The sequence below is a fragment of the Aeromonas genomosp. paramedia genome, from assembly GCF_023093515.1.
GTDB lineage: Bacteria > Pseudomonadota > Gammaproteobacteria > Enterobacterales > Aeromonadaceae > Aeromonas.
The window spans coordinates 317,649-335,754 of sequence record NZ_JAAROG010000001.1 but is presented as its reverse complement, the minus strand read 5'-3'; the positions used below and the strand labels follow the sequence as shown (position 1 = coordinate 335,754).

15 protein-coding genes and 1 pseudogene are annotated in these 18,106 nt (G+C 61.8%); 4 read left to right on the top strand and 12 right to left on the bottom strand.

Annotation, left to right across the window (positions count from 1 at the left end; all coding sequences use genetic code 11):
- Positions 1-49: 49 nt before the first annotated feature.
- The 7 genes from ispD to rlmD all read right to left on the bottom strand — a co-directional run bounded on the left by ispD (position 50) and on the right by rlmD (position 9,287).
- Positions 50-760, bottom strand: coding sequence for a 2-C-methyl-D-erythritol 4-phosphate cytidylyltransferase (ispD, locus tag HB860_RS01695; protein WP_247625547.1), 711 nt, complete (start codon positions 758-760; stop codon positions 50-52).
- Positions 753-1,070: a cell division protein FtsB gene (gene ftsB, locus HB860_RS01690; protein WP_025328246.1), complete on the bottom strand. Its 318-nt coding sequence runs from the start codon at positions 1,068-1,070 to the stop codon at positions 753-755. Before ftsB ends, ispD begins: the two co-directional genes overlap by 8 nt.
- A 288-nt stretch (positions 1,071-1,358) precedes the next feature.
- Positions 1,359-2,657, bottom strand: coding sequence for a phosphopyruvate hydratase (gene eno, locus HB860_RS01685; protein ID WP_139434028.1), 1,299 nt, complete (start codon positions 2,655-2,657; stop codon positions 1,359-1,361).
- An 89-nt stretch (positions 2,658-2,746) separates the two neighbouring features.
- Complete coding sequence (gene pyrG / locus HB860_RS01680; protein ID WP_139434027.1) at positions 2,747-4,384, bottom strand: glutamine hydrolyzing CTP synthase; 1,638 nt, start codon at positions 4,382-4,384, stop codon at positions 2,747-2,749.
- A gap of 141 nt (positions 4,385-4,525) precedes the next feature.
- A complete protein-coding gene (gene mazG, locus HB860_RS01675; RefSeq protein WP_247625546.1) occupies positions 4,526-5,323 on the bottom strand; it encodes a nucleoside triphosphate pyrophosphohydrolase in 798 nt (265 codons plus the stop codon).
- Positions 5,324-5,502: 179 nt separating this feature from the next.
- Entirely contained in the window at positions 5,503-7,713 is a 2,211-nt protein-coding gene (gene relA / locus HB860_RS01670) for a GTP diphosphokinase (protein ID WP_005332770.1), read from the bottom strand.
- A 251-nt stretch (positions 7,714-7,964) separates the two neighbouring features.
- A complete protein-coding gene (gene rlmD, locus HB860_RS01665; protein WP_247625545.1) occupies positions 7,965-9,287 on the bottom strand; it encodes a 23S rRNA (uracil(1939)-C(5))-methyltransferase RlmD in 1,323 nt (440 codons plus the stop codon).
- Positions 9,288-9,559: 272 nt separating this feature from the next.
- Between rlmD and barA the strand changes: the two genes are divergently transcribed.
- The 4 genes and pseudogenes from barA to HB860_RS01645 all read left to right on the top strand — a co-directional run.
- A complete protein-coding gene (barA, locus tag HB860_RS01660; protein ID WP_247625544.1) occupies positions 9,560-12,280 on the top strand; it encodes a two-component sensor histidine kinase BarA in 2,721 nt (906 codons plus the stop codon).
- Between the two features lie 63 nt (positions 12,281-12,343).
- A complete protein-coding gene (locus HB860_RS01655) occupies positions 12,344-12,829 on the top strand; it encodes a DUF1456 family protein (protein WP_139434022.1) in 486 nt (161 codons plus the stop codon).
- A gap of 41 nt (positions 12,830-12,870) precedes the next feature.
- Positions 12,871-13,788 (top strand): N-acetylmuramoyl-L-alanine amidase, encoded by a 918-nt coding sequence (locus HB860_RS01650; RefSeq protein ID WP_247625543.1) that lies wholly within the window; start codon positions 12,871-12,873, stop codon positions 13,786-13,788.
- A 33-nt stretch (positions 13,789-13,821) separates the two neighbouring features.
- Positions 13,822-13,950: pseudogene (locus tag HB860_RS01645) on the top strand (N-acetylmuramoyl-L-alanine amidase); the annotation flags it as partial.
- 63 nt (positions 13,951-14,013) lie between these two features.
- Here the strand turns inward: HB860_RS01645 and pdxJ are convergent.
- The 5 genes from pdxJ to lepB all read right to left on the bottom strand — a co-directional run bounded on the left by pdxJ (position 14,014) and on the right by lepB (position 18,103).
- Positions 14,014-14,751 carry a pyridoxine 5'-phosphate synthase gene (gene pdxJ / locus HB860_RS01640; RefSeq protein WP_041205039.1) on the bottom strand — a complete coding sequence of 246 codons (738 nt, stop codon included), beginning with the start codon at positions 14,749-14,751 and terminating at the stop codon, positions 14,014-14,016.
- An 84-nt stretch (positions 14,752-14,835) separates the two neighbouring features.
- Positions 14,836-15,546: a DNA repair protein RecO gene (gene recO / locus HB860_RS01635; protein WP_005332779.1), complete on the bottom strand. Its 711-nt coding sequence runs from the start codon at positions 15,544-15,546 to the stop codon at positions 14,836-14,838.
- A complete protein-coding gene (era, locus tag HB860_RS01630; RefSeq protein WP_139434018.1) occupies positions 15,547-16,446 on the bottom strand; it encodes a GTPase Era in 900 nt (299 codons plus the stop codon).
- 61 nt (positions 16,447-16,507) lie between these two features.
- Positions 16,508-17,179 carry a ribonuclease III gene (gene rnc, locus HB860_RS01625; RefSeq protein WP_111910479.1) on the bottom strand — a complete coding sequence of 224 codons (672 nt, stop codon included), beginning with the start codon at positions 17,177-17,179 and terminating at the stop codon, positions 16,508-16,510.
- The gene (gene lepB / locus HB860_RS01620; RefSeq protein ID WP_139434017.1) at positions 17,180-18,103 is read right to left on the bottom strand and encodes a signal peptidase I; all 924 of its coding nucleotides are present in this window, start codon (positions 18,101-18,103) and stop codon (positions 17,180-17,182) included.
- Positions 18,104-18,106: the final 3 nt, after the last annotated feature.

Genomic DNA, 18,106 nt, shown 5'->3' with positions numbered 1-18,106 from the left:
GTCTCATCAAAATCATGTCCAATGCGGATCATGCGGGCCCCTCTGCGGGTCAATCGGGTCGCGCCTGCTGGCGCGCACTCTGTTGTTGTAAAAAGAGCTCGGCCAGGGAGAGATCTTCCGGGCGGGTCACCTTGATGTTATCGGCACGCCCCTCCACCATCTTCACGATAAAACCGGCGCGCTCCATGGCGGAGGCTTCGTCTGTGATGAGGGCCCCCAGGGCCAGCCCCTCCTCCAGCGCCCGCTTCAGGGTGCCGGTGGGAAACATCTGCGGCGTCAGGGCATGCCAGAGCTGTTCGCGCTCGACGGTCGCCACTATGTTGCCAGCCCCGTCGGTGCGTTTCATTGTGTCACGCACCCGGCTGCCGAGGATGGCGCCATCGCACGCCATGGCACTGGCTATCAGGGCATCGAGATCCCCCTGGGTCAGACAGGGACGGGCGGCGTCATGCACCAGTACCCACTTCCCCTCTGCCACATGCAATGCATTGAGCACGGAGAAGGCGCGCTCGCTTCCCCCTTCCACTCGCAGCACCCGCGGATCGGCGGCCACGGCCAACGTCTCAAACCAGCGATCGTGGGGCGCCAGCGCCACTATCACCCGGGCTATGGCCGGATGGGACAGTAAACAGCCGAGCGTATGCTCCAGGATGGTTTTCCCTGCCAGTGTCAGGTACTGCTTGGGGCAGTCTGCTCCCATGCGGCTGCCGATACCGGCGGCCGGAACTATGGCGGTCAGCCCGCTGTGGCAATCAGTCATCGTAGGGGACGCCGTCCGGCTCCGTTGCTTGGTCTTTGTCTTTGGGAATGATCCGGTAGAAGGTCTCGCCCTGCTTGATGTAGCCAAGATCGTTGCGCGACAGCTCCTCGATGGCCTCAAGGCCCGAGGTCAGATCGTCGATCTCCCGGTAAATCAGGTTGTTGCGGTCCTTGAGAACCAGATTGTCCTGCTGTTGCCGCTCGATGGCATTGGAGAGCTCCCGATAATCGGATAGGCCGTTTTTCCCCAGCCAGAAGTCATATTGCAGCCCTCCCAAGAGGAGGAGCAGGATAAGAGTGAGTAGCCGCATGCACTGAGTCTCCTTCAAGCGGCCTAGTTTCCCATATTCGCAGGCAAGACAAAAGAAAGCCGGTGTGCCAGACGGGGCGGGGGACTAAAAAAGATGACGGGGCCCCGCAGACGAGGGCCAAAAAACCGCGCAGTTCCCAGGACGGACCGCCTTGGCGCCAGGTTGGCGGCAACCACAGGAAAACCGCCGCCGATCAGGGGCGGGCCTGACAATGGAGTGGCGACGGATACAAAAAAGCCCCGCCAGAGTGGCGGGGCTTTTCAACAGCTTAAGAATTGCAGGCAGTAATTACTGGCCTTTGACTTCTTTCAGACCGCGGAACGGAGCCTTGGCACCCAGGGCTTCTTCGATACGGATCAGCTGGTTGTACTTGGCAACACGGTCAGAACGGCTCATGGAACCGGTCTTGATCTGGCCAGCAGCGGTACCCACGGCCAGGTCGGCGATGGTCGCGTCTTCGGTCTCACCGGAGCGGTGGGAGATGACGGCGGTGTAGCCAGCGTCCTTGGCCATCTTGATGGCAGCCAGAGTTTCGGTCAGGGAACCGATCTGGTTGAACTTGATCAGGATGGAGTTGGCGATGCCGTTGTCGATGCCGCGCTTCAGGATCTTGGTGTTGGTTACGAACAGGTCGTCACCCACGATCTGGATTTTCTTGCCCAGTTCAGCAGTCTGGTAGGCGAAGCCTTCCCAGTCAGATTCGTCCAGGCCATCTTCGATGGAGACGATCGGGAACTTGGTGGTCAGGTCGGCCAGGTAGTCGGAGAACTCGTTGGAGGTGAAGATACGACCTTCGCCCTTCAGGTTGTACTCTTTCTTCTCTGCGTCGTAGAACTCGGAAGCAGCGCAGTCCATGGCCAGGGTGATGTCGGTGCCCAGCTTGTAACCGGCAGCGGCAACGGCTTCGGCGATCACTTCCAGCGCTTCGGCGTTGGACTTCAGGTTAGGTGCGAAACCGCCTTCGTCGCCCACTGCAGTGGCGTAGCCTTTGGACTTCAGTACCTTGGCCAGGTTGTGGAAGACCTCGGCACCCATGCGGATGGCTTCTTTCAGGGTCTTGGCGCCAACCGGCTGGATCATGAACTCCTGGATGTCGACGTTGTTGTCGGCGTGCTCACCACCGTTGATGATGTTCATCATGGGCAGCGGCATGGAGTAGACACCCGGGGTGCCGTTCAGCTCGGCGATGTGGGCGTACAGCGGCAGGCCCTTGGCAGCAGCAGCGGCTTTGGCGTTAGCCAGGGAAACGGCCAGGATGGCGTTGGCGCCGAACTTGGATTTGTTCTCGGTACCGTCGAGGTCGATCATGATCTGGTCAACGGTGGCCTGGTCCTTGGCATCTTTACCCAGCAGAGCCTGAGCGATCGGGCCGTTGACGGCTTCGATGGCTTTCAGCACGCCTTTACCCAGGAAACGGCTCTTGTCGCCGTCACGCAGTTCCAGCGCTTCGCGGGAACCGGTGGACGCGCCAGACGGAGCGGCTGCCATACCAACAAAACCACCTTCCAGGTGAACTTCGGCCTCAACGGTCGGGTTACCACGGGAGTCGATGATTTCACGACCGATCACTTTAACGATCTTGGACATGTGTATTTCCTCAGGTTTCGTAAAAAAACAACAAAAATATGCCAAAAAAAGCGGCTGCGGCACAGAGCCCCAACCGCATTTATTTTCAATTACTTCAAATTACGCTTCTGATATTCGCCTGCCGCCTTCACAAAACCGGCGAACAGGGCGTGGCCATCACGGGGAGTCGAGGTGAACTCCGGGTGGAACTGCGCCGCCACGAACCAAGGGTGATCCGGAATCTCGATAATTTCCACCAGCTTCTTGTCGGCGGAGAGACCGGTCACCTTCAAGCCGGCCGCTTCGATCTGCGGCAGCAGCTTGTTGTTCACCTCATAACGGTGACGGTGGCGCTCGTAAATGGTCGGGCTGCCGTACATCTGGCGCACCTTGGAGCCTTCCACCAGGTGGCAGAGCTGGGAACCCAGGCGCATGGTGCCGCCCAGATCGGATTTCTCGGTACGGGTCTCGACGTTGCCCTCTTCATCCACCCACTCGGTGATGAGGCCGACAACCGGATAGGCGCAATCTTTCTTGAATTCGGAGGAGTGAGCACCGGCCATGCCCGCCACGTTGCGAGCGAATTCGATCATGGCAACCTGCATGCCGAGGCAGATACCCAGATAAGGGATCTTGTTCTCGCGGGCATACTGGGCGGCCAGGATCTTGCCTTCCACGCCACGCTCACCGAAGCCACCCGGCACCAGGATGGCGTCCAGACCTTCCAGCAGCTCGGAGCCACGGGTCTCGATGTCCTGGGAGTCGATGTACTTGATGTTGACGGAGAGACGGGTCTTCAGACCACCGTGCTTGAGCGCCTCGTTGACGGACTTGTAGGCATCCGGCAGGGAGACATACTTGCCGACCATGCCGATGGTCACTTCTGCGGTCGGGTTGGCCTCTTCATAGACCACCTGTTCCCACTCGGACAAGTCGGCTTCCTTGCACTCCAGGCCGAAGCGGGCGATGAAGTAGTCATCCAGATTCTGGGACTTGAGCAGCGCCGGGATCTTGTAGATGGAGTCGACGTCTTTCATGGAGATGACGGCGCGCTCTGGCACGTTGCAGAACAGGGCGATCTTGGCACGCTCGTTGGCCGGGATGGCGCGATCGGAGCGGCAGATCAGCACGTCTGGCTGGATCCCGATGGAGAGCAGCTCTTTGACTGAGTGCTGGGTCGGCTTGGTCTTCACCTCGCCGGCGGCGGCCAGGTAAGGCACCAGGGTCAGGTGCATGAACATGGCATTGTCGCGGCTCACTTCGGCAGCCAGCTGACGAATGGCTTCGAGGAACGGCAGGGACTCGATGTCGCCCACGGTGCCGCCCACTTCGACGATGGCCACCTGATGGCCTTCGGCGCCGGCAATCACCCGCTCCTTGATGGCGTTGGTGATGTGCGGGATGACCTGGATGGTGGCGCCCAGATAGTCACCACGACGCTCTTTGCGCAGCACGTCGGCATAGATGCGGCCGGTGGTGAAGTTGTTGCGACGGGTCATCTTGGTGCGGATGAAACGCTCGTAGTGGCCCAGATCCAGATCGGTCTCGGCCCCGTCCTCGGTTACGAACACTTCACCGTGCTGGGTCGGGCTCATGGTGCCCGGATCCACGTTGATATAGGGGTCCAGTTTCATGATGGTCACATCCAGACCACGGGCTTCCAGAATGGCTGCCAGAGAAGCTGCGGCAATGCCTTTGCCGAGGGATGAAACAACGCCACCAGTTACAAAAATATATTTTGTCGTCATGCTGAACCTGAAAGAAGTTTAGGGAATTTTAAGGGGTGCTTCGGGGATGAAGCAGGACGGGGAAACAGTATACCAAAACCCCCTCTCCCAAACAATGAACAAAAATCTATCAGGCTCCCCGCCGCCTCGTCTTGCGCCAAATCAACTTTGCTCGGTTTCCTTGGCCTTGTTCCAGGCCTCGTCCAGCTTCTCCAGGGAGCAATCGGTCATTTTCAGCCCTTCCGCGGCAATAAACTGCTCAACCTGACGAAAACGGCGTTCGAACTTGGCGTTCGCGCCCCGCAGTACCTGCTCGGGATCCTTGCCCAGATGGCGCACCAGATTGACGGTGGCAAACAGCAGATCGCCGAGCTCGTCGCTCACCCGTGCCTCGTCCACGTCGACCATCAGCGCCTCTTCCATCACCTCCTCGATCTCTTCGTGGATCTTGTCCACCACAGGCCCTAGCGTCTTCCAGTCGAAGCCGACGGTGGCGCAGCGCTTCTGGATCTTGGCGGCGCGGGTCAGGGCTGGCAGCGAGAGGGGGATGTCATCGAGCACGCTCTCCTTGTCGAGCGCGGCCCGCTCCCTGGCCTTCTCCGCCTCCCAGTTCACCTTGACCGCCTGCTCGTCACCGAGGTTCGCATCGGAGAACACGTGAGGATGACGGCGAATGAGTTTCTCGCTCACCGCATCGACGATGTCGGCAAAATCGAACAACCCCTGCTCCTTGCCAAGCTGGGCGTAGAAGACCACCTGGAACAGCAGATCCCCGAGTTCCCCCTTCAATCCTTCCCAATCCTGGGTCTCGATGGCATCGGCCACCTCGTAGGCCTCCTCCAGGGTGTGGGGCACTATGGTCTGGAAGCTCTGCTTGAGATCCCAGGGGCAGCCCCCGTCCGGGGAGCGCAGTTGAGCCATGATGTCGAGCAGTTGAGGGAGGTCGTAACGTTGGGACATGGGATGTTCGCTTTCGATTCGTTAAAGGGGGATTACCTAGCATCAGGCCACGCAGCCGGTCAATCTCATGTCGGGCAACTGGGGCAGGTCGTCACCTTGGAACATGAGAGGGTCGCTTCACTTCGTTCAAAGAGTTAAAACAGGACCGGCCACGGGGGCCGGTCACTTTTTATCGGGTATCAGAGGCGCTTGGCGCTGATCACATCGTTGAGCTGGCTGAGCTTGGCCAAGGCCCGGTTGAAGGCGTTGATGTTGTAGATCTCCAGCTCCATGTCGATCTCGGCGGTCTGCTCGCGCACGTTGGAGCGCGAGCGCACCCCCATGACGTTGATCTTCTCGTTGGCCAGCACCGTCGTGATGTCCCGCAGCAAGCCGGATCTGTCGTTGGAGAGGATGCGGATGGTGAGACCATAGCCGCCGGAGTAGTTCTCCCCCCAGACCGCGTCGATCAGTCGCTCCGGGTTGCGGCGCGACAGCTCTTTCAGCTGTTCGCAATCTTCCCGGTGGATGGAGACGCCGCGGCCCATGGTGATGAAGCCCTGGATGGAGTCCCCCGGGATGGGCTGGCAGCAGCGGGCAATGTGGGTCATCAGATTGCCGACCCCTTCCACCACGATGTGATCCTTGGCCTTGGGGCGGAAGGGCGCATTGGCCTTCTGCTCCAGCTTCTCCAGCAGACGGCGGTCTTCTTCCTCCGCCGTCGGCTTGTTGTAACGGGTGTCGAGGTAGTTGAGCAGCTGGTTGATGCGGATGTCGCCGCTGCCGATCCCGGCCAGCAGGTCCTCCAGCTCCTCCGCATGGAAGCGCTCCAGCACCACCTTGTCCACCTTGGAGAGCGTCAGGTTGTGCCTGTCCAGCTCCTTCTCCAGCAGCTCCTTGCCGGCGGCGATGTTCTTGTCCCGATCCAGCTTTCTGAACCAGGTCGCCACCTTGGCCCGCGCCCGGCTGGAGCGCAGGAAGCCCGCATTGGGGTTCATCCAGTCGCGGCTCGGGTTCGGCTCCTTCTGGGTGATCACCTCCACCTGATCGCCGGTCTGCAGCGTGTAGGTAAAGGGCACAATGCGGCCATCCACCTTGGTCCCGATGCAGCGGTGGCCGATCATGCTGTGGACGTGATAGGCGAAATCGAGCGGGGTGGCCCCCGCCGGCAGGTCGATGACGTCCCCCTTGGGGGTGAACACATAGACCCTGTCCTCGAACACCTGACTGCGCAGATCGTCCAGCAGGGAGCCGCTCTCGGAGAGATCCTCCTGCCAGGCGAGGAGCTTGCGCAGCCACTCGATCTTGTCTTCGAAGGTGCTGGTCTTGGCGGCGGCCTGGGCCCCTTCCTTGTAGCGCCAGTGGGCCGCCACGCCGAGTTCGGCATCCTGATGCATCTGCTCGGTGCGGATCTGGATCTCCACCGTCTTCCCCTCCTCCCCCACCACCACTGTGTGGATGGACTGGTAGCCGTTGGGCTTGGGGTTGGCGACATAGTCGTCAAACTCGCGGGGAATGTGGTGGAAATGGGTATGGACTATGCCGAGCGCCGCATAGCAATCCTGCAGCCGTTTGGTGATCACCCGCACCGCGCGCACGTCGAACAGCTCGTTGAATTCGAGGTGCTTCTTCTGCATCTTGCGCCAGATGCTGTAGATGTGTTTCGGGCGGCCGTAGACTTCGGCCTCGACCCCGGCCTCCGCCAGCGCATCGCGCAGGGACTGCACGAACTCGCGGATGTAGCGTTCCCGATCGAGTCGTTTCTCGTCGAGCTGCTTGGCGATCTGCTTGTAGGTATCCGGGTGCAGGTAACGGAAGGCGAGATCTTCGAGCTCCCACTTGAGCTGACCTATGCCGAGGCGGTTGGCGAGGGGCGCATAGATGTTGGTGATCTCCTGGGCCATCAGCACCCGGGTCTCCTCATCCGCCAGCTTGGCCTCCCGCAGGCAGGCGATCCGCTCCGCCAGCTTGATGACGACGGCGCGCACATCCTCCACCATGGCGAGCAACATGCGGCGCACGTTGTCCACCTGCTCCGGGGAGGTCTCGCTGCGGTGCAGGGTCTGCAGGGAGCGGATGGCCTCCATCTCCAGCACCCCTTCCACCAGCTTGGCGATCTTGGGACCGAAGTCCTCGTTCACCTTCTCCTGCTTGATGAGGCCGGCTTCGACAAAGGGATAGAGAATGGCCGACTTGAGGGTGGCGAGATCCATGCTGAGCATCAGCAGTATGCCCACCATCTCGACGCCACGCACCAGCAGGCGGTTGGTAAGCGCCTCGTCGCCAAGCGTCAGACAGTACTGGTAGACGGTTCGCAGTTGATTCTTGTCGCTTTCACTCAGGGTAAGGGAACTGACCCACTCCTCCAGAGTGAAATTGTCTTTCAAATGAATTTCGCGCACCGCAACCATGGTATCAATCCTTAAAATTGTGGGGCCGAAAGCCGATGCTTTCTGCCATCCCCTCATCAGCTGATGACTGCCTCAAATGGGGATGCACGGGAGAGTTTTCAAGGCGTGTTGCCGATCCCGGCAACAGGTTTCTCTCGCACATCAGGCCCATTTTTGCAGATCTAGATTACCCTAATCACCCCTGCGCAAACAGCGCTACCGGCATCGGAAGGCCGACAAAACGCAGCCCCGGCAATCTGAAAACAGCCTGCTCAATCCCGTTCAAACAGCGCCATGGACTCCAGATGACCGGTGTGGGGGAACATGTCCAGCATCCCCAGGCGAGCCAGTCGATAACCCCCCTTCACCAGCACCTGGCTGTCCCGGGCCAGGGTGACAGGGTTACAGGAAACATAGACCACCCGCTTGGGCGAAAGTGCCGCCACGTGGCTCATGACTTCCAGCGCTCCGGGCCGGGCCGGATCCAGCAGCACCAGATCGAAGCCTTCCCGCGCCCAGGACATACCGACGATGTCGCCGCTCAAATCCGCCTTGTAGAAACGGGCGTTGTCGATGCCGTTGCGACGGGCGTTCTCCTCGGCACGGGCCACCATGGCGAGCTCCCCCTCGACCCCCACCACTTCACGGGCCTGACGAGCCAGCGGCAGGGTGAAGTTGCCGATGCCGCAGAAGAGATCCAGCACCTTGTCGTCCTTGGTCGCCTCCAGCCACGCCAGCGCCTGGGTCACCATGCTCTGGTTGATGGGGCCGTTGACCTGAATGAAGTCGCCAGGGGCGAATGCAAGAGACAGGCCATCGAGGGTGTAGCTCGGCTGAAATTGTTGACGCAGGGGTTCGATGCGCTCATCCGCCGCCTGCAGATAGAGGTCTATCCCCTGGGCCTCGGCAAATGCCACCAGCAGGGCGCGATCCGCCTCGTTGGGGCGACCCGTGTGGCGCAGCAGCATCATGATGCCCTGTTCGGCCTGGATGAGCTCCGCATGCCCCAGCTCGCGCTGGCTCTTCAAGCGATTGAGGCACTCGCGCAGGGGGGTGATGAGGGCAGAGAGGGGATCGGCCAGCACGGGGCAGCCCGCCACCTCCACCAGGTCATTGGATTGACGGCGGCGGAACCCCACCCGGGTGCAGCGACCGTTCTTGTCAAACTTGATGGCGAGACGGCAGACCCGGCGATAGCTGCGGGACTCTCCCTTGAGCACGGGCTCGAGCACCGGTGCCTTGATGTTGCCAAGGCGCTCGAACAGGCTGACCAGCCCGGCCTCCTTGACCGCCTGCTGATCCGCTTCGCCGAGGTGCTGGGCACTGCAACCGCCGCACTCGCGATAATGGGGGCAGAAGGGATCGATGCGATTGGCCGCCGGGGTCACTATCTGTTGCAGGGCGGCGTGGGCATAGTGCTTCTTGTCATCGACGATGCGAGCCTTGATCAGCTCACCGGGGAGTGCCCCTTCGACAAAGATGGCCTTGCCCTGATGACGGCCGACACCGACACAGTGGTGGTCCAGACTGTCTATCGTAAATTCAATACGTTGGGGCTGGGTGGATTTCTTTTGGGGCTTGAAAAACTGGGCCATAAAACTTGGTGCCTATAGGTGGCTATGTCATGATTGTGGAATCTGCAGCAGGCCATTGTCCCACAAGAATAATAGTATGACCAAATGCGGCCTGAGGGCCCGAGCTGCGGCCTCTGCCCCATTGCCCAATCTGACCATAAGTGGCCCATTGATATGACAGGATACGGCCTGAGCGCCCGTACGGTGACATCGACTGTATTGCCAGCCCTCCCCCTGCGCCCACACGCCCCCGGGGCTATGGTCTTCATCATGTTTGCCGGCGGTTTATCAGCATGACCAAGTACGGCCTCAGAGCCCGTGTACTGGCATTTACCATATTGCCAACCCTGATCATCGGCGGCCTGATCGCCGGTTACTTCACCTTCCACCGCTACCATCAGCTGGAAAACAACCTGATCGATCAGGGCATCAACATCATAGAGCCCCTGGCCATCGCCAGTGAATACGGCATGACCCAGCACAGTCGCGAATCCCTCAAGCGGCTGATCGGGCTGACCCATCGCAAGAACTCCCCCTTCATCAAGTCCATCGCCGTCTTCACCCAGGAGAACCAGCTGTTCGTGACGTCCAACTATCACAGGGACTTCAGCCAGCTGCGCCTGCCGGACGGCAGCGCCATCCCGGCCCTGACCAGCGTCACCTTCAATGGCGATGACATCATCTTGCGCACCCCCATCCAGGCCGAGACCAGCCTGGACGGCTTCCCCCTGCCGAGCGATCTGGAGCCGCCTGTCATCGGCTACATCTCCATGCAGCTCGCCACCGACAGGGCCATAGTCCTGCAGTATCGCGACGCCTTCTTCGCGGTGATCATAGTGCTCATCGGCCTCGCCATCAGCACCCTGTTCGGCTTCCGCCTGGTCAAGAGCGTGACCCAGCCCATCACCGACATGGTGCAGGCGGTGCACCGGATCAGGGAGGGGCGCCTCGATACCCGGGTCAGCGGCCAGCTCACCGGCGAGCTGGACATGCTGAAAAACGGCATCAACGCCATGGCCAAGGCGCTCTCCGAATACCATGAGGAGATGCAGCAGAACATCGATCAGGCGACCTCGGATCTGCGAGAGACGCTCGAACAGATAGAGATCCAGAACGTCGAGCTCGACATGGCGAAGAAGCGGGCGCAGGAGGCGGCCCGGGTCAAATCCGAGTTCCTTGCCAACATGTCCCACGAGCTGCGCACCCCGCTCAACGGCGTCATCGGCTTCACCCGCCAGTTGCTCAAGACCAGCCTGACCCCGAGCCAGACCGACTACATGCAGACCATAGAGAAGTCGGCGCGCAACCTGCTCGGGATCATCAACGACATCCTCGACTTCTCCAAGCTGGAGGCGGGCAAGCTGCAGCTGGAGCACATCCCCTTCAGCCTGCGGGACACCCTCAACGAGACCATGCACCTGCTGGGACCAAGCGCCCACGACAAGCAGCTCGAGCTCTCCTTGCAGGTGGATGCCGCCGTGCCGGACTACCTCACCGGCGACCCCATGCGCCTGCAACAGGTGCTGACCAACCTCACCGGCAACGCCATCAAGTTCACCGAGCGAGGCAACGTGGATGTGCGCGTCGAGCAGACCGGGGCCCCCAACGGCAGCAAGGTTCGCCTGCGAGTCCTCATCCGGGATACCGGTATCGGCATCTCGGAGGAGCAGCAGCGCCAGCTGTTCCAGGCCTTCAATCAGGCCGACTCCTCCATCTCCCGCCGCTATGGTGGCACCGGGCTTGGCCTGGTCATCACCCAGAAGCTGGTGCAGCAGATGGGAGGCCAGATCCGATTCGAGTCCGAGCTTGGCAAGGGCTCCGTCTTCTCCTTCAATCTGGAGCTGGATGTCTCGCCCCTGCCCCAGACCGAGCGGCTGCCGCTGGATCGCATCCTGGGCAAACGGGTCTGGCTGCTGGAGCCGGATCCCTTCACCCACGCCTCCCTGCTCGCCCTGCTGGCCGAATGGCAGCTGGACGTGCACTCCCTGACCATGGCCGACGACTGGCCCGAGATGGGCAGCCAGGACATGGTGATCATCGGCAGCAGCACACTGCATACCCCCCAGCAGGTGATCACCCGTCTCGATGGCCTCAGCGGGCAACAGAACACCATAGTGCTGCTCAGCAGCCACGAGCCGGCGCTCTATGACGCCATGTTGGCCCATGGCGCCGCCCACTGCCTCTCCAAGCCCATCAACCACCGCAAGCTGCTGCACGCCCTGCTCTCCCCCGAGGCGGCCAGGCGCACGCCGCTGCCCGCGCCGGCCCCCCACCGGGTACAGGCCGTCAAGGTGCTGGCAGTGGATGACAACGCCGCCAACCTCAAGCTCATCGCCGCCATGCTCAAGGAGATGGTGACCGAGGTGGTGGTGTGCAAGAACGGCAAGGAGGCGGTCAACCTGGCCCAGAGCCAGCCGTTCGACATCATCTTCATGGATATACAGATGCCCGTCATGGATGGCATCAGCGCCACCCAGGCGATCCGCCATCACTCCCTCAACACCGAGACCCCCATAGTCGCGGTCACCGCCCACGCCATCCCGGGCGAGCGGGAACGGCTGATCCGCCAGGGCATGGACGACTACCTGGCCAAGCCCATCGACGAGGGCATGCTGGCGCAGCTCATCACCGACTTCGCCCACAGGCGCCACCAGAACCAGGGGGATCAGCAGATAGACTGGACCCTGGCGGTGCGCCAGGCGGCGGGCAAGGAGGATCTCGCCAAAGAGATGCTGACCATGCTGCTGGCCAGCTTCGACGAGGTGGAACCCATGCTGGACGAGGCGCTGGCGGGGGAGGTGGAGGATGCCGAGGTGCTGGCCCAGCTCCATCGCCTCAACGGCGGCTGTGCCTACTCGGGGGTGCCCGGCCTGCAGCGCCTGCTCTCCCAGCTCGAGCAGCAGCTGCGCGACGGCGTGCCCGTGAGCGAGCTCGAACCCGAGCTGCTGGAGCTGCAAGATGCCCTGGAGCAGGTGAGGCAGGAGGCCCCTCGCTACCTCTCCCTGGCCGAGTGAGGCGCTTTTTCTGACTGCGGGGCCCGCAGATGGTAAAATCGCGCCGTTTCCACAGGAGTCAACATGACCAACAACGATATTCTGCGCCGCCTGCGCTACGCCCTCACCATCAGCAACGATCAGATGGTCGAGATGTTTGCCAAGGGCAACCTGACTGTCACCCACGCCCAGCTCCACAGCTGGTTGCTGAAAGAGGCCGCGGAAGGGGAAGAGCAGGAAGCCGGCTATGCCGCCTGCCCGGACTCGGCCCTGAGCCAGTTCCTCGACGGCTTCATCGCCGTGCGCCGCGGTGTGCGGGAAAATGCCCCGCCCCAGGTGATCCCTAACCGGATCAACAACAACCTGATCCTGCGCAAGCTGCGCATCGGCCTCGACTACAAGGAAGAGGACATGCTGGGCACCCTCAAGCTCGCCAACTTCAACCTATCCAAGTCCGAGCTGAGCGCCCTGTTCCGCGCCAAGGATCACAAGCACTACCAGGATTGCGGGGATCAGATCCTGCGCAACTTCCTCATCGGCCTCACCGCCAAGTACAGGACAGCGCCATGAGCCCGCGCGCGCGTGTCACCCTCAGACAGCGCGCCTGAGCCATGGGCCAGCGCACCTGCCCCCCGTCATTCCGCCTGGGCGGCAGGCCGCGCTGGCCATCCCTTGTTGTCTGTGCCCCCTCGCCAGGCAGATGCCGCACCATACTGCTGTCACTCTGCCTGCTGGGGCTCGGCGGCTGCCAACCGGCGCCTTATCAGCTCAACACCCGTCATGTCAGCGCCAACCAGAATGAGCGCATCGCCTTTCTGATCCTCCACTACACCGACGAGGACGACGCCCGCTCCCTGCGCCTGCTGACCGAACCCGAGCACAAGGTGAGTGCCCACTACCTGATCCCCCGCGACACCGACGAGCGGCCGCTTCCCGTTTACCAGCTGGTGCCCGACAGCCAGCGCGCCTGGCACGCCGGTCGCAGCCGCTGGCATCAGTATGCCGGGCTCAACGCCAGCTCCCTCGGCATCGAGATAGTCAATCTGGGTTATCCCGCGGAAGACGAAGCCCTGCCTGCTCACCAGCGGCGCTGGCAACCCTATACCCGGGCCCAGATCGCCGCCCTCGGCGCTCTGGCCCGGGATCTGGTCGATCGCTATCGCATTCCCCCCACCCAGGTGCTGGCCCACAGCGACATAGCCCCGGAACGCAAGCAGGATCCCGGCCCCCACTTCCCCTGGCGCGAGCTGGCCCTGCACCATGGCGTCGGCGCCTGGCCAGACGAGGCCAGGGTGGCCGAGCTGCGCCAGGCACAGCTCATCCCCTGGGATGCGCTGCAATGGCAGCAGCGACTCGCCCGCTACGGCTACGGCCTCCCCCAGCACGGCACCTGGGATGAGCAGAGCCGCGCCGCCATGCGTGCCTTCCAGCTCCATTTCCGTCCCGCCCTGATCACCGGCGAGCCGGATGCCGAGTGCCAGGCCATCCTGACGGCCCTGCTGGAGCAGTACTTTCCCGAGCCGGGCTGATGTTGTCCCGATATTTCCGCTGACGCAGCGTGTTCCCAAGCCGCGATGCGCCTCCCTGCCGAACTCCATTTCCGCCCCGCCCTGATCACCGGTGAGCCGGATGCCGAGTGTCAGGCCATCCTGATGGCCCTGCTGGAGCGGTACTTTCCCGAGCCGGGCTGAGCCTCCGAAAGCAACAAGGGACGCCGAGGCGTCCCTTGTCTGTGCGATGCAGGCAGACCGGCATCAGATCCCCTGACGGGCTTCCTGCATCAGCAGACGCATGTCGCTGACCGCCTTGGCCAGACCGTCGAAGGCGGCGCGGCCTATGATGGCGTGGCCGATGTTGAGCTCATAGAGCTCGGGAATGGCGGCGATGGCCTTGACGTTGTGGTAGTGCAGGCCATGGCCGGCATTGACCTTCAAGCCCTTGCCGGCGGCATAGGAGGCGCCAGCGGCGATGCGCTTGAACTCGGCGTTGCGCTCCGCATCCGTGGTGGCATCGGCATAGCGGCCGGTGTGGATCTCGATGAAGGGGGCACCACTCTCGGCGGCCGCATCGATCTGGATGGGGTCGGCGTCGATGAAGAGCGACACCTGGGCACCGACGGCGGCGAGGCGGGTCACCGCATCGGTCACCTTGTCCAGCTGACCAGCCACGTCCAGGCCACCCTCAGTGGTCACCTCGGTGCGCTTCTCCGGTACCAGGCAGACGAACTGGGGCTTGATGCGGCAAGCGATGCCGATCATCTCCTCGGTCACCGCCATCTCCAGGTTCATCCTGGTCTGGATGGTCTGGCGCAGTATCTCCACGTCGCGGTCGGTGATGTGGCGGCGATCTTCACGCAGGTGAACCGTAATGCCATCGGCACCGGCCTGCTCGGCCACGAAGGCGGCCTGGACAGGATCCGGATACTGGGTGCCGCGGGCATTGCGCAGGGTGGCGATATGGTCGATGTTCACACCCAGATAGATTTCACTCATTGAGGACTCCTTGAAACTCTTCATCTGTTGACTGCGCGGTCAGCGAATCACTCCGCGCCGATATCCATATGTCGGTAATCTGTGTCAGCCTTGCATGCTGGCTTTACGTTTTAAAAACAGCTCCCGGCTCTTGAGCTGGCGTTTGCCAAGATAGGGCTGCAGCGCCAGCCGGCTGAAACGCTTGGCCGCCTGCAGCAAGGGAGGGGTATCGAATCGCCCCTCGGCGAAGGCCAGCAGGTGGGCGCCGAGGAACAGGGTACGGGGATCCGGCGCCCGCTCGCAAGCGACAAAGCCGAGCTCCCGCTCGAAGCCGTAGAGCAGATCGGGCTGGATCGGGGTGTCGTCGTCGGCGGCATATTCGAAATCCACCGCATAGCCCAAGGCCTGCAGCAGCAGGAACTCGAAGCGGCGCAGGGGCAGCTCCGGCGTCTCGCCATCCGCCAGCGCCATCAGGGCACGGGCATAGGCGTCGAACACCTCGGGGAAGGGGGTATGGGCTTCGAGCAGGTAGTAGACCAGCTCGTTGAGATAGAGGCCGTAGAAGAGGCGATCGCCACCGAGTCGCAGGGAGTGATCCGGGCATTCGACCTGGGCGAGGTTCTTGAGATCGCCCTTGCCACGCCAGCTCATGGTGAGCAGGGTGAAGGGTTGCAGCAGCCCCTTCAGAGGGGAGCGTGGCCCGCGGGAACCGCGAGCCACCAGGGTAAATCGGCCGCTATCCTGGGTGAAGACCTCGACCAGCTGGCTGGTCTCCCGATAGGGCCGACTGTGGATGACGAAAGCCGGGTTCAGCAATCAGTCGTCACCATAACCCAGGCTGCGCAGGGCGCGCTCGTCATCGGCCCAGCCGGACTTGACCTTGACCCACAGCTCCAGGTGCACCTTGTTCTGGAACAGCCGTTCCATGTCGAGGCGCGCTTCGGTACCTATGGTCTTGATCTTCTCGCCCTTGTTGCCGATGACCATCTTCTTCTGGCCATCGCGCTCCACCAGGATCAGGCCGTGAATGTGGTAGAGGCCGTTCTCTTCCACCTTGAAGCGCTCGATCTCCACCGTCACCGAGTAGGGCAGCTCCTCGCCGGTGAAACGCATCAGCTTCTCGCGGATGATCTCGGAGGCCATGAAGCGGGACGAACGGTCGGTCACGTAGTCTTCCGGGAAGAAGTGAACGTTCTCCGGCAGCAACGGCTTGGCCCACTCGCGGATCTTCTCCACGTTGGTGCCCTTCTCGGCGCTGATGGGCAGAATGTGGGCAAAGTTCATCTGCTGACCCAGCCACTCCAGGTGAGGCAGCAGATCTTCTTTCTCTTTGACGTTGTCGATCTTGTTGACCGCCAGCACCACGGGACAGTGCAGGTGGCGCAACTTGCCGAGCACCATCTCGTCGTCCTTGGTCCAGTGGGTGCCGTCGACCATGAAGACCACCATGGCCACGTCCCCCAGGGAGCTGGTGGCGGCGCGGTTCATCAGGCGGTTGATGGCCCGCTTCTCTTCGATGTGCAGACCCGGGGTATCCACATAGATGGTCTGGTAGTTATCCTCGGTGTCGATCCCCAGGATCCGGTGACGGGTGGTCTGGGGCTTCTTCGAGGTGATGCTGACCTTCTGGCCAAGCAGCTTGTTGAGCAGGGTGGACTTGCCCACGTTGGGGCGGCCCACGATGGCGACAAAGCCGCAATAAGTGGTATCTGTCATGCCAGTGTTTCCAATGCCTGTTGTGTCAAAAGACCGCGCCTTTTCAAATCGGTAGTATCTGTCATGACAGTTTTTCCAGTGCTTGCTGCGCCGCGGCCTGTTCGGCCTTGCGGCGGCTGGTGCCGACCCCGACCAGCGGACCATCCAGGCCATCCACGTCACACTGGACGGTGAACTCCTGGTTGTGGGCTTCGCCCTTGACGTTGGTCACTGTGTAGGTCGGCAGGGATTTGCGGCTTCCCTGCAAAATTTCCTGCAGTCGGGTCTTGGGATCCTTCTGCTCGATGCCGGGCTTGATTTCATCCAGGCGGCTGGCGTACCAGCCGAGCAACAGGGTCCGCACCCGCTCCAGATCGGTATCCAGATAGACGGCGCCGATCACCGCCTCGACAGTGTCGGCCAGGATAGACTCGCGCCGGAACCCGCCGCTTTTCAGCTCGCCGGGCCCCAGGATCAGGTGATCCCCGAGGTCAAACTCCCGGCCGAGTTCGGCCAGCGTCTTCTCCCGCACCAGGGTGGCGCGCATCCGGCTGAGATCCCCTTCCGCCGCTTGCGGGAAGCGGTGGAAGAGGTCATCGGCAATCACCAGACTCAGGATGGAGTCCCCCAGAAATTCCAGTCGCTCGTTGTGACGGGAACCGGCGCTGCGGTGGGTCAGCGCCCGGGTCAGCAGCTCTTGATCCTGAAAGACATGCCCGAGACGGGACTGCAGTCTGTTCATCTTGATATTCATTTACTTGATTCCGCCAATGCGGTTGAAGCGCACACCGGTCGGCACCCAGCCTGGCAAGCTGGATCCTTCCTCACGCTCAAATTCGAAACTGATCCAGATGGCAACCGCCTTGCCCACCAGGTTCTGCTCGGGCACGAAGCCCCAGAAACGACTGTCGGTACTGTTGTCGCGGTTGTCACCCATCACGAAATAGTGGCCTTCCGGCACCACCCACTCATCCGGGTAGGTGCCGGGCTGGCGATAGTAGCGATCCACCAGGTCCGGCATCAGGGGGTTGCGCAGGGTCTCGTGAGAAACTGTGCCCAACTGTTCGGTGTAGCGATCCAGCGGGATCCCCATCTGGCTGAACTCACCCCGTTGCTCGAACTTGACGTCGAGCTTCTTGAAGCCCGGGCACGTTTTCCCTTCCTGCTCCTCGCACTTGGGCCGGATCATCAGCTCCTTGTTGCGATAGATCACCCGATCGCCGGGCATGCCGACCACCCGCTTGATGTAGTCCACCCGGGTATCCAGCGGATACTTGAACACCACCACGTCGCCACGCTCGGGAGAACCCGTCTCGAGGAACTTGGTGTTGGTCACGGGGTCACGCAGGCCGTAAGCGAACTTCTCCACCAGGATGAAGTCGCCCACCAGCAGGGTGGGCATCATGGAACCAGACGGGATCTGGAACGGCTCAAAGATGAAGGAACGCAGGATCAGCACCAGCGCGATGACCGGGAAGACACCGCCGGTCTGCTCGATCCAGACCGGCATGGGGGCCACCTTGGCCAGGGTCTTCTCATCGATGTTCGAGCCGGCGTTGGCACGGGCGGCCGCAATCTTGGCCGCCCGCTGCTTGGACCAGACCAGCTTGTCGACTGTCCAGATGATGCCGGTCAGCAGAGTGACTATGGCCAGGATCAGGGAAAAGGTGCTTGCCATCTA